Raw genomic sequence first — 26,323 nt, 5'->3', positions numbered from 1 at the left:
TTAGGGAAAGACTTAATTACCAATTGTCATAAATAGGACATTGTGGAGAAAGCATTAATCATTGGCCTTGGATTCATTGCAGCCAACCTAGCTAAGCACCTAATTAACAGGGGTTTTGATGTGCATATAACCTATAGATCTATTCACGGTAGTAAGGCGCTTATGATGAAGGATTTACTCGAATTAAACATTAAACCTCATAAGCTGGATCCGGGCAACTATGACGACCTAGTTAAATTAATTAGTGGTCTTAAGCCGAATTACGTATTTAACACCGTTGGTTTATTGAATGGTTCATGGAATGAATTATGGAGTGCGCATGTTGAGGTTCCCCGTAATATAGCAAGGGCAATACTCAGTGTTGATAAGTCGATAAAGTTCATACACATAAGCGCATCGGCGGCTTCGGGTAAGATAGGCAATTATATAAAGGAGGAGCCTGTACATTGTGATTACTCGTATGTGAGACCGAGAAGCGATTATGAGAGGTCTAAGTGCGATGGTGAGAGGACGATTAAGGAGTTGGGCGTTGACGGGCTTAATTACGTGATTGTTAGGCCAACACTTGTTTATGGTTATTACAATGACCATAACGAGTTCCTTAGCCTATATAGGTTTGTGAGGATGGGCTTAGTGCCCCAGGTCAGGGGCCTTATTAATGCCATTTACGTGGGTTACCTAGTGGAGATGCTCGAGAGGTTGGCGGTTAATGAGGAGTATAGGAATACGTTCCTATACGCGACAGAGTGTACGATGTATAGCCTAGGCGACTTTGCCGAATTAATGGCTGAGCATTTAGGCGTTGGTGGTGTTAGGATACCATTACCGCCAGGTCTTGTTGGATTATTCCTACCTGGTGGTGCCCGTTCATTACTTAAGTACGTTAATGTGCAGTATGACTGTGAAAGTACGAGGAGAGTATTGGGCAATGTTGAGCCTGCCATTGACATCGGTGTTAAGGAGATGGTTAATTGGCTTAGGAGGGTCTATGGATAGTAAGTATTTAATGGCTTAGTAACGCATTGCTTGATGAGCGAGCCCAGGGTTGCGGGTATACTGATGCTCATTAGTGGAGCACTCCTCCTTATCCCAGCCCTCCTTCTTGGTGCTGCATCGTTAATTCTCGTGCCAATACCCAACATAGGCACAACCATCCTTTGGGCATTAACATTGATAGTCATTGCCCTTGCCATAATGAACATAGGCACTGGCGCATTACTAATATCTAGGCAGGGTGATCCTGAGGTTCGGACACTGGCATCGTTGTTGCTGCCTTAAACCTAGTCTTTACCTGGTGGACCATAATAGGCGCCCTACTCGCCATACTTGAGCTAGTATTCTTAATATGATCTCCCCTCCAAAAGTACTCCTTATAATTACTTCAAAGTCCTTACTAGGTTGTGAGGGTAATCCCTCTAGGGATTGGTGGCTGGGTTTCAAATCCATTACTCGGCAATGTTGCGCTCATCGTTGAGGTTGGTAATTCGAGGATTTTAATCGACGCCGGCGAGGGCACCTACAGAGCTTTAAGAGCCTGCGGTTTTGATGTGGATAACCTGGACCTCATACTCATAACACATAGGCATGGGGATCACATAATGGGTCTATCAACACTGGCGCTCTTTGCAAGGTCCAAGGGAATTGCGCTCAAGGTTTATGGCCCTAGGGACGTGGATCTAGAGAAGCTCTTTGACGCATTGGGTATACCGCAGTACCTACCAACCATAGACTTTCACCCAATAGACCCAAGCCCTGAGCCGTTAACCGTTGCGATAGGCCATGATTACAAAATTACCGCAATATTGGCGGACCACACAGTACAAACCCTAGCTTATAGGATTGATGGGTTAGATGGAACGTGCATAACGTATAGTAGTGATACAAGGCCGACCAAGAACATAGTTAACCTCGCCAGGGGCTGTACATTACTGGTGCATGAGGCGTCAGGAAATCCGGGTACTGAGGAGGTGTCTCATTTACATGGTCACTCAACGACGACCGAGGCGATTCAAATAGCCAGAGAGGCTGGTGTTAAGTACTTAATGCCCATTCATTACTACGTGGAACCACCAATACTAAGTAACGTTGGCAGCGATGTTAATATTATTATACCATTACCATGCACACCACTTGATATGCAAAAATTGAAATAATTAATCATGAATTTATAAATTATTTATCTGATAATATTGTAATAGTAATAATTTAATAATATCAAAGGATTAATCCTAGGAAATACTTATAATTAGTGCATAGATACTCATCATGTGATGAGGGGTATTTCACGTACTACCTGGGTTATAATCGGTGTTATAATCGTGGTGATAATAGCCATTGGCGCCTATTACTATATCAAGGCTGTAACCACCCCTAAAACCGTAACGCTAGTGGTTGTGGCATACTCCGGAACTACGGCTCAATTTATTCAATTTGCTGGTCAATTATTCCATGAAGAGCATCCAAATGTTTATGTTAAGGTTATTACATACCCATTTAGTCAGTACGTTACAAATGAATTAACGGCACTTGAGGCGCACTCAACTGAGTATGACATTATAGAGTTTACGTCAACATCAGCGCTAAGGTTTGTGCCCTATGTACTACCACTTAATCCATACGTAGGGACCCTATTTAACATGAGTGACTTAATGACTCCTCAGGAGCCTTTGGCGGTGAGTTCTATAATACTACAACTGGGCAGATTGAGTATATTGGTATAGCATATGAGACCGTAACCTACATGCTAGCCTATAAGTGCTCAATCTTCAATAACCAAACTTTGGCCCATGAGTTCTATAGTGAGTACGGCGTTGAGTTTAACCCATTGACATGGCAGAACTGGACTACGGTACTTGAGATTGATCAATTCCTCGTGAGCCATGGAATCACTAAGTATGGGGTCCTAGTCGATGACCACGTATCGCACGGTATAATAGATGCCTACCCAGCAATATTTGGTTGGTGGTACATGAGGGATCCAAACCTCAACAAGGGCAGGATTGGCGGTCTACCCAACTTCAACATAATGTTCTACGGAGCACCAGCGCCAGGTTGCCCATACCCACTGCCCGACTTCAACACAACGGATGGTATTGAGGCGCTCGAGGTTTATAAGGAGCTTGTTTCATATGAACCACCGCCTAATGTTACGCCTATAACCTATGATAACCTACCAGAGCTATATGCCGAGTACGCACCTGCTGCGTTAATGTTCGTTAGTCAATTGTCATATCTACCATCAAATGTTTATAACGACACGTGCCTAGCGCCATTACCAGGTGGTTATGCAGAAACCGGTACCAACTTCCTAGCCGTTAGTAAGTATTCAACGCACAAGCAGTTGGCCCTTGAGTTCCTGGCATTCCTAGTATCGCCTAAGGTTCAGGTGTATGAGTACCTATACTTCCATAAGTTCCCAATATCAAAGGAGGCATTCCAAATGCTGTTGAGTAATAGTACGCTTAGCCCGCATGATAAGGAGCTTCTCGAGGCTGTTTATAACGCTGCTCAGTATGCCTGGGCAAACCCACCGAACATACCACCAACATATACGGAGTTAATACCAAGCTTTAACCAGGAAGTATTTAGCTACTTACTTGGGCAGGTGAGTGCGCAGCAGGCAATGAATACGGCAGCAGCATCCTGGATAAATGCCCTTGTTCAGACTTATGGTCCATGTTCAGGCTAAGCCAAACTATACCGCGTAGTATATGTTAAAAATTAAAAATTAAACTTTTCACGATAAATAATTGGGCTGGCATGAGGAGGTTTTGGCTAATACCATATTTAACGTATATATTGGCCTTTGGGCTAATTCCATTAATTCTGACCTTCTACTTCGTTGGTTTTAATCCATCATCAATAAAAGGTCTAATAGTGGATTTCCCACCTGGCACATTTAACCTAGCGCTTTATAACACATTGCTCTTTGCAACGATAACCGCCTTAGTATCTACATTATTGGCGCTAGTGCTGGCTATTAGGGTTGATAGCCTACCCATGAGGTGGCAGGTGCCGATGTCATTAATAATACTCGTGCCATATACGATACCATTCATATCATCATCAATGATTTGGTACACACTCTTTGATCCAATGTATGGGCCCCTCTATTACCTATTCAAGTTATTTCACATACCTATGCTGAACATGACCACGATACCCGGCCTATCAATATGGGCTGTGATAATAGTGGGGATATGGAGTAGTACATCCTTCGCATACCTAATGATCATTGGCGGACTTAAGTCAATTAGTAAGGAGCTTAAGGAGGTTTCCCAGGTAGATGGTGCTTCTCTCTCGCAATACTACAGCGGTGTTGCGTTACCCTATATTTTCAAGATAGTACTCACGGCATTTTTAGTGATATTCGTGCTTCAGCTGGGTAATTTCGACATACCCTACGTACTAACTGAGGGCGGGCCGGGCTACTCCTCAACAACACTGCCCCTACTCATATTCGATATGCTTTACTTCATTGGGAACTTCTCAGGTGGTGAGGCTGCTGCGGCATTACTCGCGGCCTTAGCCACATTACCAGCTGCGGCGCTGCTCTATATTATGCGTAGTGGAGGGCTCTACGTGAGGCTCCCTGTGGTTAAGGTTCCGGATAAGGTCTATGACTCGCTGCTATGGTTATTAACGGTAATAATATTGTTGTTCCTATTATTCCCCGTCTATTGGATGGTAATACTAGCCTTTAGACCTAATATTTACGACTTCATATCACCGCCAATACTATACCCAGTCGCGCTTACGGTTAAGTACTTTGTAAGTGCAATTACGAGTTCTACGCCCTACATATTCACGAATCTCGTTGTTGGCATATTCGTCGCATTAATATCAGCCATACTTGCAGGTACCGCCTCATACATAATGTCTAAGCAAAATATTTACTGGCTATTGCTGATCACGATATACCTATACTCATTACCGGCCACGAGCTTCATATTCCCAGTATACATCCTATTCATGAATTCAGGACTCCTAAACACCTGGTGGGCCTTAATACTTGCTGAGCCGATATTCACTGTGACACTATCCGCCTGGCTTTTATTCAACATATATAGGGACCTGCCAAATGAGTATCAGGAGTTGGCGGAGATTGAGGGGGCCTCCTCGACATATACCTTGTTTAGGATCATAGCTCCTATAACCAGGAGTAGTTGGTTTATGGTTATGATATTATCATTCATAATAAGCTGGCAATTATTATTCTATCCATTGATACTTACGGAGACTCCATGGCAATTCAACTTCCCACCAACGGGTGCACAAACAGTGACAATATTTGCAATAGAGGCAATAAGGAGTAAGGCGGTTGATTGGGGATTACTGGCTTCATCGGCACTTGTGGTTGCACTACCCGTCATGGTGCTTAGCTATATAATAATGGGTAGGTTGCTTGAGGGGTTCAATATTGGTGGTATAAAGGGTTAATTAAACGTATTCATTTTTATTAAATATTCGTATAAATACATGGTGAGAAAGGTTTTTAAATCCGATATCAGAGTCGATATTGGTGAAAAGAATGTTCGGCATTACGAGATGGGGTGCATGGATAATACTAAACCAAATAACGGATAGGATAAAGATGAGCGATTTAAGAAGCAAAGTACCGCTCTACGGCGCATCCTTTGATTACGCAATAAGTGCACTGCAAATGGCTGGTTTAATAAGGGTTGTTAAGGAAGGTGGTGAGGAGTACGTGGAATTGACAGACCTGGGCAAGAGCTTTAAGAGCTGGTACGCAAGCTACCCATACCCACCCGTACCGTGGGGCCCAGGCCTGGGTTGGCTATACGGAGGATGGCGTGGTTGGAGGCACTGGTGGCATTGGTGGTAATACAACGTCGTAGTTCATTAACGTAGTTAATTAAAAATTAAAAATAATAAGAAAGAATTATTTTATTATCTCCGTTGGTATCCTCATAATGACCCTAGCCATCGGCGAAACAATGTTTGCCGCTAACCTCACCAGCGTAACCATACTACCCCTAACCTCCAACCTCCTAAACACGCTGAGCATTGTTGTTACTGGATCATTCAACCCACTTAGGACCTTAAGCCATACATCATAGTCTGCAATAACCACGTATTGGTATGAATCAATGTCCGGGTTTATGATGAAAGATGCCTCACTGCACGAATTATTGAATTTAAGGAGTATGCCTATCGTATTGACCTTATCAACACCGTAGCTTCTCCGCAAGTAATTAATTACATTGAGCTTAGATTCCTGCCAACCAGTAGTACGTTTATTTCCCAGCCATTGATCGCGTTAAGGAAGTCCTTATCGTTATTAAGGCTCGAACATAAGGCATCAACCCACTCCCTACTTGGGAAGATGTATGTCACGCAATGATTTTTAACGAATGCTCTTTAAGTATTCCCTAATTTAATAACAATAGGTAATTGCTTAGGCACCTACTAAATTCCGATCTACACCTACGGCAGTCATCGGTATACCACGGCTTTAAGCACTGCATCATGGCCTCCTGATAGATTTTCCTCGAGTACTCAACTCTTTGACTATGCACGAGATCATTAATTAGAGAACTGTCCTAAAAATTTACGAAAACTCTTTAAGTAATGATCATTATTTAGTGGACACCCTTTCTATTAATTAGATATTATACATGTAATATTAGTTTTCTCAAATATGCCATGTTCTATTATATATACAAGCGTAGAAAGAGATACTTAATGCGTTATTTCATCTTTACTTTCAATTACCTATTAATTAGAAATAGAAATATAAACGTTCAACAAGGCATTTTAATAGGCATAGTAATAATTCAATAGATGCCGATGTTTAAGTATGTCTTTGGTCCTGTGCCCTCACGTAGATTAGGTAGGTCACTTGGTGTCAATGTTGTTCCACTTAAGTACTGCAATTTCAATTGCATATACTGCCAACTAGGCAGGACTAAGCACGTAATAAATGACCTGAGGATGTTCTACCCACCTGAGGATATTATCAGGGAACTGGAGATTGCAGTGAGGACTAGGGATTATGACTACCTAACATTTATTGGCGATGGAGAACCAACGCTTTACGCAGGCCTGGGTAAGTTAATTCAATGGGCCAGGGATAACCAGGACAAACCCCTGGCAATACTGACTAATGGAGCCAAGCTAATCGACGAGAACGTTAGGGCGTGGTTAAGTGAATTGGATGTAGTTAAGGTAAGTACTGATGCAGGGAGTGAGAGAACGTTTAGGCTCATTAATAGGCCTCATAGGGAAATAACCTTTGATAAGTTCATAGAGGGTATTGAGAAATTCCGTGAGGTATTCAGCGGGCAGATATGGACTGAGGTAATGCTTGTTCATGGAGTAAACGATAATGAGGATGAGATAAAACGCATTGGCGATGCCCTAAGTAGGTATAGACCGGATAGGGTCTACATGATGGTGCCCACAAGACCACCTGCCGAGCCCTGGGTTAAGCCACCAACATCTGATGTACTAATGAACCTTGCTAAGGTACTTTCGAGATATGTGAATAGTGATAGGATTTTCATAATAGACTATATTGAGAGGGGGGAGTTTCATATAGATAGGAATGACCCAGTGAATAGCCTGTTAAGTATACTCAAAATACAACCAATGACTGTTGAGCAGGTAATGGATGTTATTAGGAGGAATAATCTAGATATGGATATTCTCGATAAGATAAGGAGCTTAACGAAGGAGGTTACTTTTAATGGAATTAAGTACTTAGTTTACTCTGGTGAGTGATTTTCGTTAAATATATAGTTATTTTATGGGCATTACTTAATTAATTTAAGAAAATAGGTAATTGATGCCGGAATTCCTTAATTTTGACGTTGCAATTATCGGCGGTGGAATTGCCGGTGTATCGGTAGCTCGCGAGTTATCGCAGTATAATGTTAGCGTTGTGGTTATTGAGAGGCACAGTGACGTTGGGTTGGAAAGTACATCAACGAATCACAACCTGGTCTGTCAAGGTGGTGACGCATTATCATTTAGGCCGGGTACACTCCATGCTGAGTTGAATGTTAAGAGCATACCACTTTGGCCAAAGCTCGCTGATGAGCTTGGTTTCCCATTGAAGAGAATTGGCGGTCTTTGGTTAATTAGAGATAAGGCTGACTTTAGGAGGTACCTAAGGCTTTACTCAAGGCCTTTAAATCATCACTTGAGCCCAACGCGCCTTACTACATACCTGAGGGTAGTTTTCAACCCCTTGAGTTTGTGGATAGGAAGCGATTATTGGATATGGAGCCATACATTACACCAAACGCTCTAGGAGCCTTACACGACCCAAACCTGTGTATAACTGATCCCGTTAAGGTTGCCAAGCCCTTGCGGAGAATGCCAGGGCCAATGGTGTTGAGTTCCTACTTAACCAGGAGGTCACTAGGATTGAGAGGCAGGGAATAACATATAGTATCTATACTAGGCAGGGCTTGGCCATTAGGTCGACCTTTGTGGTTAATGCAGCGGGTATTGAGGTTGATAGGATTGCTGAGATGGTTGGTGCGAGGAATTTCTCCATTGTGCCATTAAAGGGTACGTTGACTGACTTCGATGAGGAGGTTGGCAGGTTAATAAGCCATGAGGTTCACGTATTGCCTAGGATGGAGGACATGCCTCATGTAAAGGCTGTATTGCCTAATATTTATGGTTTTGCCAGGTCAGGTATTTACTTAGAACTCACGTATAGGAGTGATAGGGTTATTCGTGAGGAGGCCGTTAACCATAACATCAGGGTTGCTAAGGAGTTATTCCCTGAAATACCCTTTGAGAGGCATGTTGTCAGGTCGTTCATAGGCTTCATGGCGTACACAAACGCGGACACCGGCTGGCATGACTTCGTGGTAGACATACCGGATTACGTACCAAATTGGGTCAACATAGTACTTGGACCTGCGGGTGTATCTGCCTCACCGATGCTTGGTAAAAAGGTTGTTGAACTATTGATGCAATCGGGACTTAAGCTTGAACCTAAGAAGGGTTTTGACTCAAGGGCCAGGAGGGGTGTGCAGTCATGAACATGCTAAGGACTATAACTCTCGATATTGCTAGAAAGATGATCGACGCAATGATTAGGTATGCCCAGGACAATAGGGTTTTGCCAGGTAGTTTTGCCGTGGTTGATGAGGGTGGTCATGTAATTGCGGCTGAACGTAGGGATAATGGTTTACCCGCAACGTTTGACATCGCGATTGACAAAGCCTGGACTGCGGCAACAATGAAGACCTCAGCCAGGGTTCTCGAGGTTGTTACAAGAGGTCAGGGTTGGAGACTTAATGTTAAGTATGGTGGTAGGCTCACAATAATTCCTGGCTCGGTACCCGTGGTATCGGGTAATAAGGTCATTGGTGGTATAGGGCATAGCGGTGGTTCTGCTGAGGAAGATGAGGCAATAGCACAGGCCGGGTTGAGTGCATTTTATAGGGAGGATCATATTGACTTTACTGGTGAGGATATGCTTAGGTCATTAAGGAGGATTGCGGATACCGTGATTAACTACGTCATGGAGAAGAAGTTACGCCCGGTAGCCATAACGATAGTTGATGAGTGGGGATGGCCAGTGCTGATTTATAGGATGGATGGGGTCCCCTACGGCTATATTGAGGTTTCACGTGATAGGGCTTGGACAGCGGCAGCCTTTAGGGTTCCATCAGATGCTGTGGTTAATGAAGCCGGCATTAATTACGGCGTTGGCTGGAATGAGAGGCTTACGGTAACAGCCGGTGGAGTACCATTTAGGCTTCAGGACTTAATGTTCGCAATAGGTATTGCCGGTAATAGGCCTCAGGATGATAAGGAGATAGCCATTTCAGCGCTGAAGAACGTTGGCGTAGAACCAATTGTCTAAGCCCAGCCCCTAATCCACATCACTCATCAGTTGGGCAAGTCATCAGCATCAAAGTAAGGCCTGTGCAATGAATTATTAACTTTACTTGATAACTACCATAACTTAAAAATAGGGTTCCCAATCAATCATGTGAGCACAAGAATTGGCCACATAACGTACTACATAGACCTGCGCTCAGCCTATGTGCAATTCGTAGGATGCAACTTCACCTGCCATGGTGCATAAGGAAATTGACCCCATGGGACCATCATCTAAGCAGTGGTGAACTGGTTAGATTGAGGTTTAAGGGGTTGTTAAGCCTTAACGATTTCCTGGAGATAATAGACGACGCTATTGCTCAATATGGCATGGAGGAGGTCGTTCTCGGAGGTGAGGAGCCGACGATCGACCCATCCCTACCCATGATAATTAGGGAGTTGAGTAATAGAAAGTTGAGGATAAGGCTATTAACAAATGCATATGAAATAAGCAACGAATTACTCAATGAATTAAGGCTATGCAGGGATTGCGAGGTTGTCATCGGAATTAAGACTCTCAACCCAAACAAGCACATTAAATACACGGGTAAGCCCCTCGAACCAGTCCTAAGAAATATAGGGCGATTACTGGAGAGTGGGGTCAGGGTTATCTTTGAGACCGTGTTAATACCTGGCCTAAACGATATTAATGATATTGAGGAAATAGCGAAATACCTAGCAGGTACTGTAAAGGGCCCAACTTTAATAATTGATCCATTAATACCAATACCGGGCACGCCCTGGAGAAGACCAACGCAGGAGGAATTAAGCGAGGCGATAAGTAGGGCAGGTAATTATGTCAGGGTAATGACCCATGAAAGAATTGGAAAACCCAGTAGGGTAGTTGTGCTATATCCGAGGCCTTGATCATAGGGCATCCCATAGCAACACGTATGCAGGTAAATTCATGACTACGGTTTCAACATACACATTATTTATTGGTAAGATCGATGCCTAAAGGCCGCTCTAAGCTCTGCGAGGTGTTGAAAAATAAGTGCGTGAAGGGATGACGAGCGAATGCGGAATAAGAGGGATAAAGGCATAGGAAAACCGGACGATGAATGTGAATTAAACAACTAATTGATCATCCCAATATCAAAGCCCCATACTCCAAATAAAGACTCGGAACGAATACTCCGCTGGTAGCCGGGCCCGGATTCGAACCGGGGTCAACGGGTTTCTACCCCTGTTGGTCCAAAGCCCGCCATCCTTGGCCGCTAGACGACCCGGCTAATAACAATGAGAAGGAACCAGTTTAAAAGCGCTACTCGTCGTGTCTTACGGCATTACATCCTTAATGCATTCCTCTTTGTCGCTAATCCCCTCGCTATCAAGAGCTTTGTCTCTATCGTAGCCACAGTCTCACCCCTCTGGTTCTTCACCTCATGTCTGAAGGTTATTATACCACCGTTATACTTCTCACTTGGTTTCTTATCAACGACCTCGGACTCCACGTAAATCGTGTCTCCAATCTTAACGGGCCTTAAGAATCTCGAATTAACCTCAAGAAGCGCTATTGTTGTCCCAGCGACCAATGGCGCGAATAAGCCAACAGCAAGAGCTTGGACCAATAATCCATGGGCAACCCTGCCCTCAAATATGGTCTCTTTTGCAAATACATCATCAACGTGTAATGGGTTATAATCCCCCGTTAACCCGGCGAATTGAATAATGTGTGTCTCAGTGACTGTTAAGCCTGTGACTTCATTTTCATGCCCACCTGGAAGTCATCAAATGTGTATGGTGGTAATTTTAGGCTCACATGTCCCTAATTAATAATAAATTATTAACATTTACCCGGGCCCATTAACTATCTCCTGCGTCTTATGATGAGTAGTACTAATAGTATTATTATAACTGCAATTATCACTATGATGTAGCCCGGTGATGAGTAGAAAATGGGCTGCACAGCATTCGTCTTTGCTGCACGTTGCGTGGTTATCGCCTTCGTGGTTGTTATAGGGCCTGTTGTTATGAAGTTTATTACGTAATTACCTGGCGCGAGGGTCAGTATAATGCCATTGCTTGCTTCTTGAAAGCCCTGTATATTACTTGGTATTGTCGTTGGTAGTACATTACTTGCCATGTAGACCTGGGCTTCGTAATCCGTGCTTATCCTGATTTGTAGTGTTCCATTATCTAGGACGTTTATGTATGGCGTGTATGTTATTGTTATGTTCCCTGGATTAACCATTGATAGGTAAACCTCATTATTCGATATATGACCCCCTCCTGCCTAAAGGGCGGGGTTTCTACGCTGGGGGTCTCGTGCGTTAGCCCCCTGGTGAGGGGTTAATGGTTTCACGCCGTTTGTGGTCGCTTGAAAGCTCATTATCTTCTGCCTAGCCTTCACCTCATAGCCCGCCTTCCTCGCTATGTTTATTGATGCGTTGATGTCGGCGTTTATGGCCTTGCCAGTCCTCGGGCACACATAGAGGCCTCTAAACCTCCTGCCATTCTCGTGAACCTCACCACATATGCTACAAACCTTGCTAGTGTACGCCTCATTAACCAAGCCGGCCTTAATCCCATACTCCTCAAGGGCATTGATTACCCATTGGGTCACTTTCCTAAACCACCAAATGTTGGTGTTATACTCATTACCATTGTCCTTGCTAACCATGTATGGGTACCCAATGAATACCTCATCAACCCCCAACCTCCATAACTCATCAGCGAGGAACCTAATGGCAGTCCTGTACAAGTGCCTAAGCCTCTCACGCATCTTGAACCGAGCCTCAGGTACAGCCCATGGTAGTAACGCCAATTGGGTAGTCCCCAATCCCTAAGCCTGTCCCTAACCGACTGCCAAGTGGCGACCTCCCTCTTCCACCAGTAATACTCACTCTTTATTAAGCCGCCCTTGATCAGGATGGCGTAGCCGTTGGTCGTCGTTACTGCAAACAGGTTGTTTAGGCCAATGTCTATGAATGCTTCTCACGCCCAATTGGTTGCCTCTGCTGAATACTCCTCGGGTTAGTAATCCTCCTATCCCTGTAGTTAGGCCTAACGTAACCCCTTGGGTTACTTTTAGGCGTCGGCTTCCCAACCTCAATCGGTATGTACGCGAACCACCTACCGGACTCGTACTTGATGACCAACCTACCCTGCTTGCCCTCCCACTTTATCCGCCCAGCAACTTAATGCGCATCCTAAAGTCCTTCAGCACTATGTACCCCTCACCACCATTGATAGGCTCAATGTGGTAGCGGTCACTCCTAACGACAATGATTAACCGCCTCTCCCAAGCGCCTTATCCTTCCAATAACCTGGCGGTGAGACACGCCTAATGAATGGTGATGACCTACCCTGCCTCCTAGCCTTGAGTAGCTCGAAAAATGAGGCCCAAGCCTCATTATTCATGTTGAGCAACTGCTGAACATTAGCGGAACCCAACACATCCTTATACTCATCATAGTACTTATGATAAGTACCCCTCAAGTCAACACCTTGCCCACTATAGAATTGCCTCCTCCTCTCATAAGTAACCTCATTCCAGCATTTGGCAAATAGTTTAGCCAGCCTCCTTAGTTTCCTCTCTTGACTGCCATTGGGTAGGAGCCTAACCCTAACCGTGCGGGTGCCCCAGTGGGTATCGTGGTTGGGATTCCCCCAACCAGGGACATTTCAAGGCTAAGTCCACCCACTGGGGCACCGAAAACAACCAAGTCAACCAAACTTAAAAACCTTCACATCCCCGCCCTAAAGGGCGAGACTTTCAGTTATTGTAATAGGGTATTGATTGCCCCGTACTATTCACCACAGTTACGGGGCCCAGGGGCTGCACAGGAAGTGTTATATTCATTAGTAGTGTTGGTGTATATAACGTTGCATTTATGGTGACCAATGAATTATTTCCCGCTAGGTATATGAACACTATGATTGATAGTAGATTAAGCACAACTATTGACCTAGTGCTGTGTTAAAAATCTTTCTTTCAATCACTAATTAACGGAAACCCCAAGGCCCCTAACCAACCTACGCCTATTCCTAATGAAGACGTTGGTCAGGTGAAGCATGTGCCAGCAAACCATGTGGCCCTTAGTAAACGCCTCGCAATCACACCTACCGACTATGGCAACCTCACCATTCCTCAACCTCCTAATCCTAACCTCAACACCATGCCAGGTACTTGGCCTAGACCTACTCCTAACCCTACCCCTAATCACCCACTCTCTACCAACCCTCCTAACCTCGTCAAAGATAACGTCCTTACTAACCATTATTAATCAACGATATTACCCACTAATTTAAGAACCATTCTGGTTGAATCACCTCATTGGCAGGTTAATTACCGTCCCCGTCTTAACATCACAGTACTTATCTCCATAATTCATACTCACGTAGTGCCTAGCCACATCACCAGAGCAATGTGCCGGGCATACATACCTTGAATATCCAGCAACAATATCAAGCTGTTGCGTGGATGGGCCATGGAAACCACCAATTACTAGGTAAACATCACCGAGCAATTCATGGCTCCTCCTCACAATATTATCAATGCCGGGGTGGGAACAACCAACAACTACGACTGAGCCATAACCATCTAACCTAACAATTAATGAGTGTTCATGAATGCCCATACTACTCATGACTCCCGTGGTCATGGCGTCCTCAAGTACCTCTCGGGAATCCCTAACCGTAACTGGGTTAAGACCCCACCTACGTAGTACGTTATCAACCTCTGGGACATAAACAGTCAATCCCCTCCTAACCTCACCAACGTATTTAAACCCGCCATAATGATCAGCATGATAATGACTGAGGAAAGCCGCATCAATACTATTGAGGTCTATGCCTAAGGCCTTGATGTTATTCTCCATAACCCTGGGCTCCGTATCAGCATCATAAAGCAATACCCATTTATCCGTCTCAATAAGCACGCTCCAACCCCAGTCATTTAATAATGGTGGATTTGGCCTATTGTCATTAATTACTGTGAGTTTAATCCACCTGACCATTATTTTGCCTCAGCGCTAATTCCTTAATAAGCATATATATGTGTATAACACAACTTAGCAGGTGATGACATGCACCTCCGCCGATTAATGAGGAGATTAGCCTGGAGCTGAGGATTTTATTTATAAATTGATCATCACTATTACTGGTCTGTGGATTAGAGTACGAGGTAATGGAACCCAGTACAATATTGATAGCTCGGTCATTAATTTGCTCAATGTGGGTAAATTCGATACGCGTAGTATTATTGATTTCATAATTGCCATGTTTAATAACGCATATCTCTTTGGCGTTCCCGAGAACCTACGCAGTATTTATGTTCATGGCAATGTGAGTTTCAGGCGCGTCTATGGTTATGTAATGTATATCAGTAGGTATAGGTCAGCAAGTATTCATGTTGGAGCCAGACGCATTAGACGCGACTTTGGAAACTGCGCCGCCTACTGGGGCTGGCAGGTCCTCGCCCATGAAATTGCTCATCTAGTGGGGGTTGGTGGTGGTCATTATCTTAGGCATGGTGGTATCCACCTCAGTGTAACTAAGGAGTTACTCCTTGGGTCCTTACCCATGGAGGTTGCGATATCAGCCGTTTGTTATTTATTGGTTGATTATTCCTTAGGGATAGAATGTAAAAGGGGCTATCCCGCGAGTTTAAGTGGTCAAATAATTAATGAGCTCAGTAACTCACTGTTAATTACTTAATTGATGCTAAGCACTATATTAATTGTTCTAGGGTATTACGTTCATTAATCAGGACGTGCAGGCATGACCTAGTGAACCATATTTAATCCTTCTATGAATACTGTTTGATCATGTCGTTATTAGAAAGGTTTATTAGGGCTACTTAACGCTGGGTTCTGATTATCGATGGCTGTTAGGATTATCGAGAAGAAGATTGAGGATATACTCTCAATAATGAGAAACCCTGCTCAGGTGAGGAATGCAGGTACTCTAGCTCATGTTGACCACGGTAAGACGACAACCACAGACTCACTGCTAATGGGTGCTGGTCTATTAAGCCCCAAGGTCGCCGGTAAGGCTTAGCGATGGATTACGTTGAGATAGAGCAGTTGAGGCAGATGACTGTTAAGGCTGCTAACATAAGCCTATACTTCGAGTATGAGGGCAAGCCCTACATAATCAACTTCGTTGATACGCCAGGCCATGTTGACTTCACGGGCCATGTGACGAGGTCTCTCAGGGTCATGGATGGCGCATTGGTCGTTGTTGATGCTGTTGAGGGCGTTATGACACAGACGGAGACCGTGGTTAGGCAGGCAATGGAGGAGATGGTTAGGCCCGTACTATTCATTAATAAGATTGATAGGTTAATCAAGGAGCTTAGGCTGAGTCCTAACGAGATTCAGCAGAGGATAGTTGAGATTGTTAAGGACTTCAATAACCTGATTGACATGTACGCGGACCCAGCCTTCAAGGATAAGTGGAAGGTCGACCCAGCTAAGGGACAGGTAGCCCTTGGCTCAGCACTTCATAAGTGGGGTGTGACAATACCGCAGGCCGCAAAGGCAGGTCTCAAGTTCAGCAACATTGTCGATGCCTACGAGAAGAACTACGTTGATGAACTGGCGCAGGAGTTCCCGCTCTATAAGGCTATATTGAATATGATTGTTGAGCACGTACCACCACCAAACGTTGCCCAGAAATATAGGATACCAAAGATATGGAGGGGAGACATAAACTCACCACTTGGTAAGGCGCTACTTGAGGCTGACCCTGATGGTCCAACAGTAATAGCAGTCAGTAAGATGAATAAGGATCCACATGCGGGATTAATAGCCACTGGCAGGGTATTCAGCGGCACGATTAGGGAGGGTGACGAGGTCTACCTAATAAACGCCAAGACAACAAAGAGGGTTCTACAGACGTACCTATACATGGGTCCAAACAGGATCGTAATACCTGAGGTACCGGCCGGTAATATAGTTGCACTACTCGGTGTTGATGATGCGAGGGCTGGCGAGACCATAGTGGCTGCCTCAATTAAGGATGTGGCGGCACCATTCGAGAGAATGAAGTATATAAGCGAGCCTGTGGTTACGGTAGCGATAGAGCCCAAGAATCCAAATGACCTGGCCAAACTAGTTGAGGGACTTAAGGAGTTAACAATTGAGGACCCAACACTAAGCCTAAAGATTGATGAGGAGACGGGCCAGGTATTACTAAGTGGCGTTGGTACATTACACCTTGAAATTGCCACATGGCTACTCAAGGAGAGGACTAAGCTCGACTTCACAGTGTCACAGCCACTGGTTAGGTTTAGGGAGACTGTTAGGACCGCATCACCAACCTTTGAGGGTAAGTCACCAAATAAGCACAATAAGCTCTACATAAGCGTTGAGCCGCTTGATGAGGAGACCATAAAGCTAATACAACTTGGTGAGGTGACCGATGACCAGGACCCGAGGGAGAGGGCTAAGATACTCAGGGAGAAGGCTGGTTGGGATACTGACGAAGCTAGGGGCATTTGGGCGGTTGATGAGCAGTACATCAATGTCTTTGTTGATAAGACAACGGGTATTCAGTACCTCAGGGAGATTAGGGACTACATAGTGCAGGGCTTTAGGTGGTCAGTACAGGCAGGCCCGCTGGCCCAGGAGCCCGTTAGAGGCATAAAGGTGATATTACATGATGCGGTGGTTCACGAGGATCCAGCGCATAGGGGCCCAGCCAGATAATGCCTGCGACGAAGAATGCAATAATGGCTGGAATACTGGCGGCCAAGCCAACATTACTTGAACCAATGCTGTCAATAGAGGCTAAGACAACTCAGGAGAATATTGGTTCCGTGATTGGCGTGCTGAATAGGCATAGGGGCAAGGTACTTGATATGATACAGTCTGAGTACATGGTAACTATTAAGGGCGAGATACCCGTCATTGAATCATTCACCCTAAGTGATGAGCTTAGAAGCGCAACTGCTGGTAGGGTGTTCTGGAGTCTCCAGTTCTCGAGGTGGTCGCCGGTCCCTGAGAACATGTTAATGGATATGATAATGAAGATTAGGGAGAGGAAGGGATTGCCTAAGGAGATTCCGAAGATTGAGGATTTCGTATCACAATACTAAAATAATAACTTAAGGAGTTTGATTTTTAAATACATCAAGTGTAGTTGTAATACGCATGTCATCGCAGAGTAGTCAGGGTGGAGGTAAGATTAGGGTTTCAGTGCAGAAGGCCGGTCCATTGGATACTGGCGAGATAGCACATGCAATGAAGACCATTAAAACGAAGTTCGCGATAATGAGTGGTAAGGGCGGTGTTGGTAAGAGCTTCGTCACGGCAAGCCTAGCGCTGGGCTTTGCAATGAGGGGCTATAGGGTTGGTGTACTTGATGCTGATGTTTATGCCCAACAATACCAAAACTACTCGGATTGGTTGGCGCCAATCTTTATCTTAGTGAGGATGAGAAGATAATACCTGCGGAGGGCCCATTCGGCATAAAGGTCGTTTCCATGGACTTCCTACTACCCACTGATGATACGGCCGTCATTTGGAGGGGTCCGCTAGTTGATAGGGCAATTAAGGACTTCCTTGGAAATGTGCGTTGGGGTGAATTGGATGCCTTGTTTATTGATTTACCACCAGGCACTGGTGATGCGCCGTTAACAATAGCCCAGGCCCTTGCCAATGAAATGACCGGCAGCATAATAGTGACGGCGCCAAGCGATGTTTCGAAGAGGATCGTGCAGAAGGCCATTGACTTCTCAAGGAAGGTTAAGATACCGATTACGGGTGTAATCGAGAACATGTGCTGCTTCTACTGCCCTGAGACTGGTAAGACGTATTACATATTTGGGAAGTTGATTGGTAAAGAGATGGCGGATAAGTACGGAATACCATACCTAGGAATGATACCGCTCGATCCAAGGATTGCGAGTCCAACGACCTTGGCGAACCATTCCTAATGAAGTACTCCACGTCAGATACTGCGAGGGCAATATTGAGCATTGTCGATACAATAATAGCCATGTATAAGGATAAGCTTGAGGCTAAGGTTGAGGCTCCCGCCAAGAAGCAGATAAGGTCATTGCTTAGGTTACCTGGTGAGGAAGAGGAGGAGAACCAGGATGAGTCATAGGTATTTTCTTAAAGCCTTGGCCGTCTCTATTATTGCCTCAAAGTCCCCAGGGGCCGATAGGTAAACACCGGGGAAGTACCTCAGTAATTCACGAGCCTATTAACGGCATCGCCTATCGGGTCAGGCCTTACCTGAACCTCGGTGTTGAGTATCCTGCTTATTACCCTCGCTGACCTATTAGTAATTATTAGTAGTGCTGGGTAGACATCAACATTGAACTCCTTATTCACATTGAGTACCTTAATCAGGTCATCCATTGATAATGTGTATTGAAGCATTGCAAAGTCAGGCCTAACGCTCAACCTATCCCTTATGTAGGCTTCCTCGAAGCTTGATATAGAAATACCAAACCTAGCACCACTGACCTGCTCAACACCTCTTAAGTAATTAATCGCGCTTATTGGTGTTAGGTCAGGGACTGCAGTAACGCCAGGTCCTAGGTCGCCCTCATTAATAGGTAATTCCTAACACCATTTGCTAAGCCGCCCATTATTAATGACGTGAGCCCAACCTTATTATGGTCAGCCACCCTAACATTAGCAATAACCTCGACATTACTAAAATTACGCCTAATCAATGCGCCTATGAGTATGGCATTAGCCGATGGATTTGCGAATGTGGAGTCAGGGATGTCTACATGAGTTACATAGTCGATAACACCACCGACCATATTCAAATAATTACTTACGTTATCGATCCTCCTCAACGGTGGTAATTCGGCTATTATAACTACCATTACGAATAATGGTCGTAACCACTAATTAAGAATTACGCTATTGAACCCTTTATACAGCTAATGTTTAGCCATGGGGAGATTAGGATAAACTCATTATTGAGAAGGTTCGTATTCTCCTGACAACCAAATTTCATTGAGCCATTCATCCTCATTATCATGAGGTTCCCAAACTCCCTGTAGAGTTTTTTCGAGAATAGCCTGGTGGCCACTATGAAGAATATACCGTGAGACCTACCAATCCTTACATTATTAATTAATGAATTCAATAAATCCTTATTGCCCATGAGCCCCTCAGCATTATCCACGACCATGATCACCTTATTATCCCTGGAACCTATAAACCACCTAATAATGTCCTCTATGAGTATGGTCTCGTAGATATTCATTAATGGGTCAGGTAATTCGTGAAGATCGATAATTGCAACCCTACTCCTTAAAACCCTTATAGGCTGAACACTGAGATGTCTATGTTCTCACCACCAATGTTAACCATAGCATCAAAGAGGCCCGTACCCTTCAACGAATACGCCAAATCAATGGCTTTATTTATTGGTCCCCTACCAATCATGTTAAGTAGTTCTGGATCCTTAACCGCGCTGATGAAGCCCTGCACGGTGTCGAGTGCCTTCTCATTCTCCATCATTAACGTAGTGACAACATACTTAATCTCTGGGTCCAGGTAATTAACTGTCCTCTCAATAAACCACCTAAATCTAATCGATAACGGCATAATACTCAACCTACCAAATCCCTTCCTTTGGAATTCAACGTTGAATTCAATACCATCACCCTTCGACATACTCATTGAAATCCTAACCCTCTTCCTCTGAAAGCCAAGGATACGCAATTTATCGGCAATATACTTCTTCAACTCATCAATATCTACTGGTCGGCCCAGCTTCATAAGATCCACTGGTATTAGCACTGATGTATCAATACCATTCTCGACAAGATCCCTCGTATACTCACCCGTTCTATCAAGTATTACTATGTTTTCATAACCACTCATTGAGTATAGTTCCTTAACCAACCTCTTTATGAAGAATGACTTACCACAACCTGGCTGGCCCATTATTAATAATCCCCTACTAAGCACGTCCTCATTAAGCGTTATTGGTATGTCATACCTATTAATTAACGCCTTACCAAATGATATATTACCAGTTAATCCAAGGAACTCCTTAATAACCTCACCACTTGGGTAAATAACCAAGCTACCGTTAATGGGTATGACTATTAATGATGTGTAACGAAACGAACCGTTCTCCTTTATTCGTGAAATAACGAAGTCACCAACTATCCTAACATACGTTGAGTTTGTGCCCCTTACCGAGAGAGGTGGGTTTATCGTGCTCTCAACCTTATTAACCCTGAGAAGCACTTCATTACCTGTTGATGAGTCAATAACCACTATGTACGAGCCAATAAATAGCTTACTAATTAGGTCGTTATAGCTAAGTCCTGAGCTTACAGTTAGTATTAATTTACTATTCTCATTAATGCTCTTTTCAACAATCCCTAATATATCACCTAATTTATTAATGCCAAGCTCACTAATGGCATTATCATTGACATTACCTCTCTGCATTGTGTTAAGGGCCACTTAGTAGCTTATAAGGATTCGTGAAGTATAGACTCACGGTACTTACGATAAACTCAACGTGAAACTCCATGAAATTTCCGAGAAACCTGAAACTATTGAGAGAGGTACTCCTTAATTGCCAGCGCCAGCCTCTTAATGCCCTCGAAGATCTGCTGTGGCGTTGGGTATGTGAAGTTAAGTCTCATGTCATTATGCCTATCCTCATTTGGATAGAAGGACTTACCTGGTACGTAGGCGACACCGTACTTCTTAATAGCCACGCTGAGCATCTCTCCTGTATCTATCTTCTCAGGCGTTGTTAACCAAATAAACATACCAGCGGATGGCTTGGTCCAGGTAACGCCCTCCGGCATGTACTCACTCAATGCCTGAAGCATTAGGTCCCTCTTAGTCCTATAGATCTCCTTAATCCTCGGTATATTCCTCTCAATAACGCCCCTCCTCAATAACTCAGCAGCTATGTACTGGTTAAGAGTTGATGTGTGCAGGTCAATGGACTGCTTAGCAAGTTCGAACCACCTAATCACCTCACTGCTCGCAGCAACCCAACCAAGCCTAAGTCCCGGCGCTGCGATCTTACTGAACGTGGATAGATAAATAACTCTACCCTCATTATCCATTGCCTTAAGTCTCATTGGCGGTTCCCCATCTCCAAAGTAAATATAGCCGTATGGGTCATCTTCAATAATTAATAAATCATACCTACTGGCTATGTCAAGCAATGCCTTCCTCCTTTCCATACTCATTGTAATACCCGTTGGGTTCTGCCCCGTGGGCACCACATATATGAATTTGATCTTACCGCCATCCCCCGTTATTTTCTTAATGGTGTCCTCAAGAATGTCAACCCTAATCCCGTAATTATCCATGGGTATACCAATTATCTTAGGTCCATAAATCCTAAAGGCCTGTAATGCGGCTAGGTACGTTGGGCTTTCAGTTATTACGTAGTCCCCCGGGTTAATGAATAGCCTACCGATTATGTCAAGGGCCTCCTGACTACCAACGGTGATTATCACGTTCTCTGGGCCGTTAACCTTGATACCCTCCTTACCCATGAACCTGACCAATTCCTCCCTCAACTCTAGAACGCCGCCGGTGGTTCCATACTGTAGGGCCTTCTCGGCCTTTGTCGATAGTACATCTCTTGTTATTTCTATTATCTCCTTAACTGGGAATGATGATGGGTCGGGCATTCCACCGCCAAAGGAAATCACGTTCTCGGTGACCCACTTCAGCAACTCCCTAATTTCAGAAGCCTCATTAGCCTTGACCTATCTGCCAGAAATTGATTAATGTTCATACTGGTCGCCATGATGTGATTTAAGGGATTTATATTGCTTTCTCTAGAATAAAAATAAGTATATTGAATAAATACTTATTTTTAGACCAAGTCATTGATTAGAAGAGTCGCTCAATTTCATCGAGATAATTAACAACATCCTTTGCAAAGTACGTGATTATTAAATCTGCTCCAGCCCTCCTAATGGCGATTAATGACTCGAGAACAGCCTTCCTCTCATCAAGCCAACCATTCATTATCGCTGCCTTAAGCATGGCATACTCACCACTAACCTGGTAGGCAGCCAGTGGAACCTCGGGGAAGTTCTGCTTCACAAGTCTGATGACATCGAGGTAGAGCATTGCTGGCTTAACCATGACTATATCAGCACCCTCATTAATGTCCATGGCAACCTCCTTAAGGGCCTCATACGCGTTCCTCGGATCCATCTGGTAACTACGCCTATCACCAAACTTAGGCGCACTAGCTGCAGCCTCTCTGAATGGGCCGTAGAACGAGCTCGCATACTTAGCGCTGTAAGCCATTATGACAACGTCACTAAAGCCAGCCCTGTCAAGGGCCTCCCTAATGGCCTTAACCTGCCCATCCATCATGCCGGACGGCGCGACAACGTCAACGCCGGACTCGGCATACGTCACCGCGGTCTTCGCGTAAAGCTCGATCGTTGAGTCATTATCAATTATATACCTACCATCTGGTAATTTCTTAACAATGCCGCAGTGACCATGGTCCGTGTACTCGCAGAGACATACGTCGGCCATTACGACGAGTTTATCCTCGAAGGAGTCCTTTAGGAATTTAATTGTCCTTTGTATTATGCCGTGCTCATCATACGCCGAACTACCCCACTCATCCTTATGCTCAGGTATGCCGAACAAAATAACCGACCTAATGCCGGAACTAACTAATTGATCAACGAAGTTTATCAACTTATCATTGAGGGGCCACCTATACTGCCCAGGCAATGACTTAATGGGCTCAGGCTCGTTAATGCCCTCCCTGATGAAGATGGGCATCACGAAGTCATCGGCCTAAGCATTGTCTCAGCGACCATATTCCTAATGAGAACACTCGACCTAAGCCTCCTGGGCCTATTAACAGGGTAATTAAACAAGTAACTCCTCAACCTAATACTTTCAGTAGTGACCACAGCATTGAGGTGCCAAGTACCAGTTTAAAAATAGTGCTTTCCCTAACCGCTGGGAGTGAAAAATGAATAAATGCCAAGCCCAATCATGAACAAGCCCAGTATGCCAAGGGCAATCCTACCGGCCTCAGCCACAACGCCCCAATCACCAACGCTCTTAACAATGCCTTTATAGATAGCCAGCACTATGATGGTCTGGGCAAGCCAGGAACCAAAGCCGAACATGAAGCCTACGAGGAATGATAACCCGGTCGTAATCACGGGGGCAATGGCTATGGTTAGTATCAGGACAATGAAGAAGTCGCCGCCGAATGCCGCGGCCAATCCGTGGATCCATATGAGCCTGTAATCCGCGGTCTTAACGTCATGGTGATCCCCATGCTTTCCAAACACTAGGTATGTAGCGACTCCAATCATGGTTAACCCAACAATTATGTCAACATACGGGTCGAGAACCGAGGTGTTAAGCAAACCCATTAACTCACCAACCAAGGCACTCATTAAGGTCCACACTAGGGTTAGGGCGCCGGCAAATACGGAAACAGCGGCGATAACACCCCTCACACTCCTCTGCATCAGGCCGTAGGACACAGTTATTGGCCAGGTATGCTCATCAGGCTTCAAACCATGTATTACACCAACGATAAGCACGGCAAGCAGCCAGTATGACTGCGTTGATTGTGAGCTGATAGTGACTAAGGAATTTTATGAATGGAGAAGGTGAGGGATTCCTAAGGGGGTTGTTTATGTTTTGATTTTTAAATACCTGTTGTTTTTGGCGGTATTGAGCGGGCACATGTCGGGCAGTACCTCCCTAGCGCTTACCCAAAGCCTGGCTACGTCCTCATCGCTGTCCTCCTCGATTGAATAAGCGGTTGCCCTGTCGCCGTCCAATATGCACGTGGCCAGCGAATCCATTGCCATGACTTTGCGTACTCCCTAATTGCGGTCTAACCCACTAACCGCAGACCATTAACAACCAACCATGAACCTCACGGTCTCGCCCAACCTCCTAACCGCATGCCCAAGCCAATTCGGCATTGGCTCGGTAGTGGTTTATTAGTTCTGTTGGGAGTGAGTTTATGGATGTCTCCATGGCTCTAGGGATTTGTTGGGGAGTCAAGGTCAGGGGTTCGAGGAGGCTCAAATGCGGTGAGCCTGTTGACGATCCAAGAATCATTGAGGAAACCATGAAACTAATCAATGAGTTCATTAACAGGGTCGAGAAACACAGAGCCATACTGCTCAGTGATTCGAACACCCCATTCGACAACGCAATCAACGCATTAAATAATTGGCTGCGGAGGATTGAGGCTAAAGTCGAGGAGGACAATGACGAGGGCATCGCCAACCTTAGGAGGGCAATGCTCAATGTTGGCGGGAAAATGCTCGAGTTAGTCGAGGAAGCAAGGAAGAGATGGCTATCTACGTACCGAAGAGAGCTAGAGGAGTTAGTTGAGAAATTGAGAAGTGGCGATGTTAAGGTAACCATGAACGGGGAGCCATTCGATGGTAATAAATCATTCACAGCACATTTGTACACAGAGAACCTAGCGATTACGATAGATAGGGTCGCTAAGTCGAGGAACGTGACAATACAGATATCGCTTACTGGCCTTAAGGGCACTCATGTGGTTACGCCAAGGCTTTTCGACGATGGGAGGTTAAGGGCGATGCAATGCGGGCTTTTACTGACAGATGGTTCAATTGATAAGGAAGGCTACCCAACGATGAGCACGGCACAACTTTGGCAGGTCATCGCTTGGTTAATTGCTTGGCCTGGGAAGAACCGCATACGCATACACGGCTTGAGCCTCAATGATGGCGATGTAAGCGTCACGTGGCAATTGAGGGCTGTTGACCACAAGGGCGTGTTCGAGAATAAGCCCGAGGTTGCTAAGGCGACTAGCAAGCTCGGTGATGAGGAGTTTCCACCGTTTTTGCTGTATGTAATACTCGGCGATGGCGATGTAAATGTTGAGGAGAAGTCGGTTAGGCTCTACATGGGCCGTTCAAAGCTAGAGTTGTGGGGTGGCATAATCGATAGGCTGGAGGGACTGGGGTTCCGGAGGAAGGATGGTGGGTATAGGGTGGTGTACGTGGTCAGGTACTCCAAAGCCATTGAGCTAGCCAAGAAAATGCTTAGCGAACCCTCAATCAAGGCTCTGATCGAGGACCTAAGCCAATTGCCAGATGCGGAGAAGCCTAGGCGATTAATCACGCTGGCAAGCATAGTGCCCAAGCCAAAGGGTAGGTCATCAATCGAGGTTGCCGGCATGAGGATGAGCATTCACGTGTATAACAGCGGCGCAGTAGAGCTTAGGGCTAGACGCTGGAATTACGAGGATGTCATATCGATTCAAGAGAGACTTAAGGGCGCGGGCTACAACGCAGAGTTGAGGAGCCTAAGCAGGTACTTCGAGGTCTACATATGCCATAGCGATGTAAAGAAACGCCCAGAACTAGTGGCTAAGGCCTGCGAAGTCCTAAAGAGAATGCACGAGGAGGCAGCGAATGAGGGCAAGGGCGAGAGGGCTTGGTTAATAGCAAGAGCTATGGTGAGGCTGAACTGCCCCGCCCAAAGCCCACGGACCTAATAAAATCAAACAA

30 protein-coding genes, 1 tRNA gene and 5 pseudogenes are annotated in these 26,323 nt (G+C 44.9%); 17 read left to right on the top strand and 19 right to left on the bottom strand.

The window, feature by feature from the left end; all coding sequences use genetic code 11:
• Positions 1-42: 42 nt before the first annotated feature.
• The 7 genes from JCM16161_RS09495 (at position 43) to JCM16161_RS09470 (ending at position 5,845) form a co-directional block, all read left to right on the top strand.
• A complete protein-coding gene (locus JCM16161_RS09495; RefSeq protein WP_054855684.1) occupies positions 43-996 on the top strand; it encodes an NAD-dependent epimerase/dehydratase family protein in 954 nt (317 codons plus the stop codon).
• A gap of 33 nt (positions 997-1,029) precedes the next feature.
• On the top strand, positions 1,030-1,278 hold the full coding sequence (locus tag JCM16161_RS09490) for a hypothetical protein (protein WP_243671228.1): 249 nt from the start codon (positions 1,030-1,032) through the stop codon (positions 1,276-1,278).
• Positions 1,279-1,400: 122 nt separating this feature from the next.
• Positions 1,401-2,153: an MBL fold metallo-hydrolase gene (locus JCM16161_RS09485; protein ID WP_054855683.1), complete on the top strand. Its 753-nt coding sequence runs from the start codon at positions 1,401-1,403 to the stop codon at positions 2,151-2,153.
• A 117-nt stretch (positions 2,154-2,270) separates the two neighbouring features.
• Positions 2,271-2,720, top strand: coding sequence for an extracellular solute-binding protein (locus JCM16161_RS17680; RefSeq protein ID WP_243671280.1), 450 nt, complete (start codon positions 2,271-2,273; stop codon positions 2,718-2,720).
• Positions 2,721-2,779: 59 nt separating this feature from the next.
• On the top strand, positions 2,780-3,688 hold the full coding sequence (locus JCM16161_RS17675) for an extracellular solute-binding protein (RefSeq protein ID WP_243671226.1): 909 nt from the start codon (positions 2,780-2,782) through the stop codon (positions 3,686-3,688).
• Positions 3,689-3,759: 71 nt separating this feature from the next.
• Positions 3,760-5,439, top strand: coding sequence for an ABC transporter permease subunit (locus JCM16161_RS09475; protein WP_054855682.1), 1,680 nt, complete (start codon positions 3,760-3,762; stop codon positions 5,437-5,439).
• 91 nt (positions 5,440-5,530) lie between these two features.
• Positions 5,531-5,845 (top strand): hypothetical protein, encoded by a 315-nt coding sequence (locus JCM16161_RS09470; protein WP_054855681.1) that lies wholly within the window; start codon positions 5,531-5,533, stop codon positions 5,843-5,845.
• A gap of 57 nt (positions 5,846-5,902) precedes the next feature.
• Here the strand turns inward: JCM16161_RS09470 and JCM16161_RS09465 are convergent, their stop codons facing one another.
• Entirely contained in the window at positions 5,903-6,211 is a 309-nt protein-coding gene (locus tag JCM16161_RS09465; protein WP_243671224.1) for a hypothetical protein, read from the bottom strand.
• 8 nt (positions 6,212-6,219) lie between these two features.
• Entirely contained in the window at positions 6,220-6,357 is a 138-nt protein-coding gene (locus JCM16161_RS17670) for a hypothetical protein (protein WP_243671222.1), read from the bottom strand.
• Between the two features lie 447 nt (positions 6,358-6,804).
• Here JCM16161_RS17670 and JCM16161_RS09460 point away from each other — a divergent pair, with 447 nt between their 5' ends.
• The 5 genes and pseudogenes from JCM16161_RS09460 (at position 6,805) to JCM16161_RS09445 (ending at position 10,734) form a co-directional block, all read left to right on the top strand.
• Positions 6,805-7,743, top strand: coding sequence for a radical SAM protein (locus JCM16161_RS09460; RefSeq protein ID WP_243671220.1), 939 nt, complete (start codon positions 6,805-6,807; stop codon positions 7,741-7,743).
• A gap of 64 nt (positions 7,744-7,807) precedes the next feature.
• Positions 7,808-8,275 carry an FAD-dependent oxidoreductase gene (locus tag JCM16161_RS17665; protein WP_243671218.1) on the top strand — a complete coding sequence of 156 codons (468 nt, stop codon included), beginning with the start codon at positions 7,808-7,810 and terminating at the stop codon, positions 8,273-8,275.
• A 106-nt stretch (positions 8,276-8,381) separates the two neighbouring features.
• A pseudogene (locus JCM16161_RS17660) lies at positions 8,382-9,020 on the top strand (FAD-dependent oxidoreductase); the annotation flags it as partial.
• A gap of 2 nt (positions 9,021-9,022) precedes the next feature.
• On the top strand, positions 9,023-9,850 hold the full coding sequence (locus tag JCM16161_RS09450; protein WP_243671216.1) for a heme-binding protein: 828 nt from the start codon (positions 9,023-9,025) through the stop codon (positions 9,848-9,850).
• A gap of 230 nt (positions 9,851-10,080) precedes the next feature.
• Entirely contained in the window at positions 10,081-10,734 is a 654-nt protein-coding gene (locus tag JCM16161_RS09445) for a radical SAM protein (protein WP_243671214.1), read from the top strand.
• A gap of 273 nt (positions 10,735-11,007) precedes the next feature.
• Here the strand turns inward: JCM16161_RS09445 and JCM16161_RS09440 are convergent.
• The 9 genes from JCM16161_RS09440 to JCM16161_RS09405 form a co-directional block, all read right to left on the bottom strand.
• A tRNA-Gln gene (locus tag JCM16161_RS09440) sits at positions 11,008-11,099 on the bottom strand.
• 54 nt (positions 11,100-11,153) lie between these two features.
• Positions 11,154-11,537: a MaoC family dehydratase N-terminal domain-containing protein gene (locus JCM16161_RS09435; RefSeq protein ID WP_243671279.1), complete on the bottom strand. Its 384-nt coding sequence runs from the start codon at positions 11,535-11,537 to the stop codon at positions 11,154-11,156.
• Positions 11,538-11,677: 140 nt separating this feature from the next.
• Positions 11,678-12,061: a hypothetical protein gene (locus tag JCM16161_RS09430; RefSeq protein ID WP_243671211.1), complete on the bottom strand. Its 384-nt coding sequence runs from the start codon at positions 12,059-12,061 to the stop codon at positions 11,678-11,680.
• Between the two features lie 42 nt (positions 12,062-12,103).
• On the bottom strand, positions 12,104-12,634 hold the full coding sequence (locus tag JCM16161_RS09425; RefSeq protein WP_054855678.1) for a zinc ribbon domain-containing protein: 531 nt from the start codon (positions 12,632-12,634) through the stop codon (positions 12,104-12,106).
• A 157-nt stretch (positions 12,635-12,791) separates the two neighbouring features.
• The gene (locus JCM16161_RS17655; protein WP_243671209.1) at positions 12,792-12,968 is read right to left on the bottom strand and encodes a hypothetical protein; all 177 of its coding nucleotides are present in this window, start codon (positions 12,966-12,968) and stop codon (positions 12,792-12,794) included.
• 130 nt (positions 12,969-13,098) lie between these two features.
• On the bottom strand, positions 13,099-13,308 hold the full coding sequence (locus tag JCM16161_RS09420) for a hypothetical protein (RefSeq protein ID WP_054855677.1): 210 nt from the start codon (positions 13,306-13,308) through the stop codon (positions 13,099-13,101).
• A gap of 277 nt (positions 13,309-13,585) precedes the next feature.
• Positions 13,586-13,768 carry a hypothetical protein gene (locus tag JCM16161_RS09415; protein WP_054855676.1) on the bottom strand — a complete coding sequence of 61 codons (183 nt, stop codon included), beginning with the start codon at positions 13,766-13,768 and terminating at the stop codon, positions 13,586-13,588.
• 43 nt (positions 13,769-13,811) lie between these two features.
• The gene (locus JCM16161_RS09410; RefSeq protein WP_054855675.1) at positions 13,812-14,090 is read right to left on the bottom strand and encodes a hypothetical protein; all 279 of its coding nucleotides are present in this window, start codon (positions 14,088-14,090) and stop codon (positions 13,812-13,814) included.
• Positions 14,091-14,138: 48 nt separating this feature from the next.
• Positions 14,139-14,828 carry an MBL fold metallo-hydrolase gene (locus tag JCM16161_RS09405; protein ID WP_054855674.1) on the bottom strand — a complete coding sequence of 230 codons (690 nt, stop codon included), beginning with the start codon at positions 14,826-14,828 and terminating at the stop codon, positions 14,139-14,141.
• Positions 14,829-14,955: 127 nt separating this feature from the next.
• Between JCM16161_RS09405 and JCM16161_RS09400 the strand changes: the two genes are divergently transcribed.
• The 4 genes and pseudogenes from JCM16161_RS09400 (at position 14,956) to JCM16161_RS17650 (ending at position 18,924) form a co-directional block, all read left to right on the top strand.
• The gene (locus JCM16161_RS09400) at positions 14,956-15,528 is read left to right on the top strand and encodes a hypothetical protein (RefSeq protein WP_243671208.1); all 573 of its coding nucleotides are present in this window, start codon (positions 14,956-14,958) and stop codon (positions 15,526-15,528) included.
• Between the two features lie 165 nt (positions 15,529-15,693).
• Positions 15,694-17,911 (top strand): annotated as a pseudogene (locus JCM16161_RS09395) (elongation factor EF-2).
• A gap of 160 nt (positions 17,912-18,071) precedes the next feature.
• Positions 18,072-18,751, top strand: a pseudogene (locus JCM16161_RS09390) (Mrp/NBP35 family ATP-binding protein); the annotation flags it as partial.
• On the top strand, positions 18,751-18,924 hold the full coding sequence (locus JCM16161_RS17650) for a hypothetical protein (RefSeq protein ID WP_243671206.1): 174 nt from the start codon (positions 18,751-18,753) through the stop codon (positions 18,922-18,924). The pseudogene JCM16161_RS09390 and the gene JCM16161_RS17650, both read left to right, overlap by 1 nt.
• Positions 18,925-19,004: 80 nt before the next feature.
• Here JCM16161_RS17650 and JCM16161_RS17645 read toward each other — a convergent pair whose 3' ends face one another.
• The 8 genes and pseudogenes from JCM16161_RS17645 to JCM16161_RS09360 all read right to left on the bottom strand — a co-directional run bounded on the left by JCM16161_RS17645 (position 19,005) and on the right by JCM16161_RS09360 (position 24,607).
• On the bottom strand, positions 19,005-19,226 hold the full coding sequence (locus JCM16161_RS17645) for a hypothetical protein (protein WP_243671204.1): 222 nt from the start codon (positions 19,224-19,226) through the stop codon (positions 19,005-19,007).
• Positions 19,227-19,360: 134 nt separating this feature from the next.
• Complete coding sequence (locus JCM16161_RS17640) at positions 19,361-19,660, bottom strand: hypothetical protein (RefSeq protein ID WP_243671201.1); 300 nt, start codon at positions 19,658-19,660, stop codon at positions 19,361-19,363.
• 32 nt (positions 19,661-19,692) lie between these two features.
• Complete coding sequence (locus JCM16161_RS17635) at positions 19,693-20,046, bottom strand: hypothetical protein (protein WP_243671199.1); 354 nt, start codon at positions 20,044-20,046, stop codon at positions 19,693-19,695.
• A 56-nt stretch (positions 20,047-20,102) separates the two neighbouring features.
• Positions 20,103-21,248, bottom strand: a complete 1,146-nt coding sequence (locus JCM16161_RS09380) for an ATP-binding protein (RefSeq protein ID WP_243671197.1) — start codon at positions 21,246-21,248, stop codon at positions 20,103-20,105.
• Positions 21,249-21,355: 107 nt separating this feature from the next.
• Positions 21,356-22,566, bottom strand: a pseudogene (locus tag JCM16161_RS09375) (PLP-dependent aminotransferase family protein).
• Positions 22,567-22,664: 98 nt separating this feature from the next.
• A pseudogene (gene hemB, locus JCM16161_RS09370) lies at positions 22,665-23,716 on the bottom strand (porphobilinogen synthase).
• A 42-nt stretch (positions 23,717-23,758) separates the two neighbouring features.
• Positions 23,759-24,364 (bottom strand): hypothetical protein, encoded by a 606-nt coding sequence (locus tag JCM16161_RS09365; RefSeq protein ID WP_243671195.1) that lies wholly within the window; start codon positions 24,362-24,364, stop codon positions 23,759-23,761.
• A 93-nt stretch (positions 24,365-24,457) separates the two neighbouring features.
• Positions 24,458-24,607 (bottom strand): hypothetical protein, encoded by a 150-nt coding sequence (locus tag JCM16161_RS09360; RefSeq protein WP_243671193.1) that lies wholly within the window; start codon positions 24,605-24,607, stop codon positions 24,458-24,460.
• A gap of 188 nt (positions 24,608-24,795) precedes the next feature.
• Here JCM16161_RS09360 and JCM16161_RS09355 point away from each other — a divergent pair, with 188 nt between their 5' ends.
• Positions 24,796-26,310 (top strand): hypothetical protein, encoded by a 1,515-nt coding sequence (locus tag JCM16161_RS09355; protein WP_243671191.1) that lies wholly within the window; start codon positions 24,796-24,798, stop codon positions 26,308-26,310.
• Positions 26,311-26,323 lie beyond the last annotated feature (13 nt).

The organism is Vulcanisaeta sp. JCM 16161 (assembly GCF_001316285.1).
Note: the sequence above shows the minus strand (reverse complement) of the source record. Positions and strands in the feature narration are given on the sequence as shown.

Coding starts and splice junctions, on each gene's coding strand:
- JCM16161_RS09490 (WP_243671228.1), top strand. CDS start 1,030: ATGAGCGAGCCCAGGGTTGCGGGTATACTGATGCTCATTAGTGGAGCA.
- JCM16161_RS17680 (WP_243671280.1), top strand. CDS start 2,271: ATGAGGGGTATTTCACGTACTACCTGGGTTATAATCGGTGTTATAATC.
- JCM16161_RS09475 (WP_054855682.1), top strand. CDS start 3,760: ATGAGGAGGTTTTGGCTAATACCATATTTAACGTATATATTGGCCTTT.
- JCM16161_RS09470 (WP_054855681.1), top strand. CDS start 5,531: ATGTTCGGCATTACGAGATGGGGTGCATGGATAATACTAAACCAAATA.
- JCM16161_RS09460 (WP_243671220.1), top strand. CDS start 6,805: ATGCCGATGTTTAAGTATGTCTTTGGTCCTGTGCCCTCACGTAGATTA.
- JCM16161_RS17665 (WP_243671218.1), top strand. CDS start 7,808: ATGCCGGAATTCCTTAATTTTGACGTTGCAATTATCGGCGGTGGAATT.
- JCM16161_RS09450 (WP_243671216.1), top strand. CDS start 9,023: ATGCTAAGGACTATAACTCTCGATATTGCTAGAAAGATGATCGACGCA.
- JCM16161_RS09430 (WP_243671211.1), bottom strand. CDS start 12,061: ATGGTTAATCCAGGGAACATAACAATAACATACACGCCATACATAAAC.
- JCM16161_RS09410 (WP_054855675.1), bottom strand. CDS start 14,090: ATGGTTAGTAAGGACGTTATCTTTGACGAGGTTAGGAGGGTTGGTAGA.
- JCM16161_RS09405 (WP_054855674.1), bottom strand. CDS start 14,828: ATGGTCAGGTGGATTAAACTCACAGTAATTAATGACAATAGGCCAAAT.
- JCM16161_RS17650 (WP_243671206.1), top strand. CDS start 18,751: ATGAAGTACTCCACGTCAGATACTGCGAGGGCAATATTGAGCATTGTC.
- JCM16161_RS17640 (WP_243671201.1), bottom strand. CDS start 19,660: ATGGTAGTTATAATAGCCGAATTACCACCGTTGAGGAGGATCGATAAC.
- JCM16161_RS17635 (WP_243671199.1), bottom strand. CDS start 20,046: ATGAATATCTACGAGACCATACTCATAGAGGACATTATTAGGTGGTTT.
- JCM16161_RS09380 (WP_243671197.1), bottom strand. CDS start 21,248: ATGCAGAGAGGTAATGTCAATGATAATGCCATTAGTGAGCTTGGCATT.
- JCM16161_RS09355 (WP_243671191.1), top strand. CDS start 24,796: ATGGATGTCTCCATGGCTCTAGGGATTTGTTGGGGAGTCAAGGTCAGG.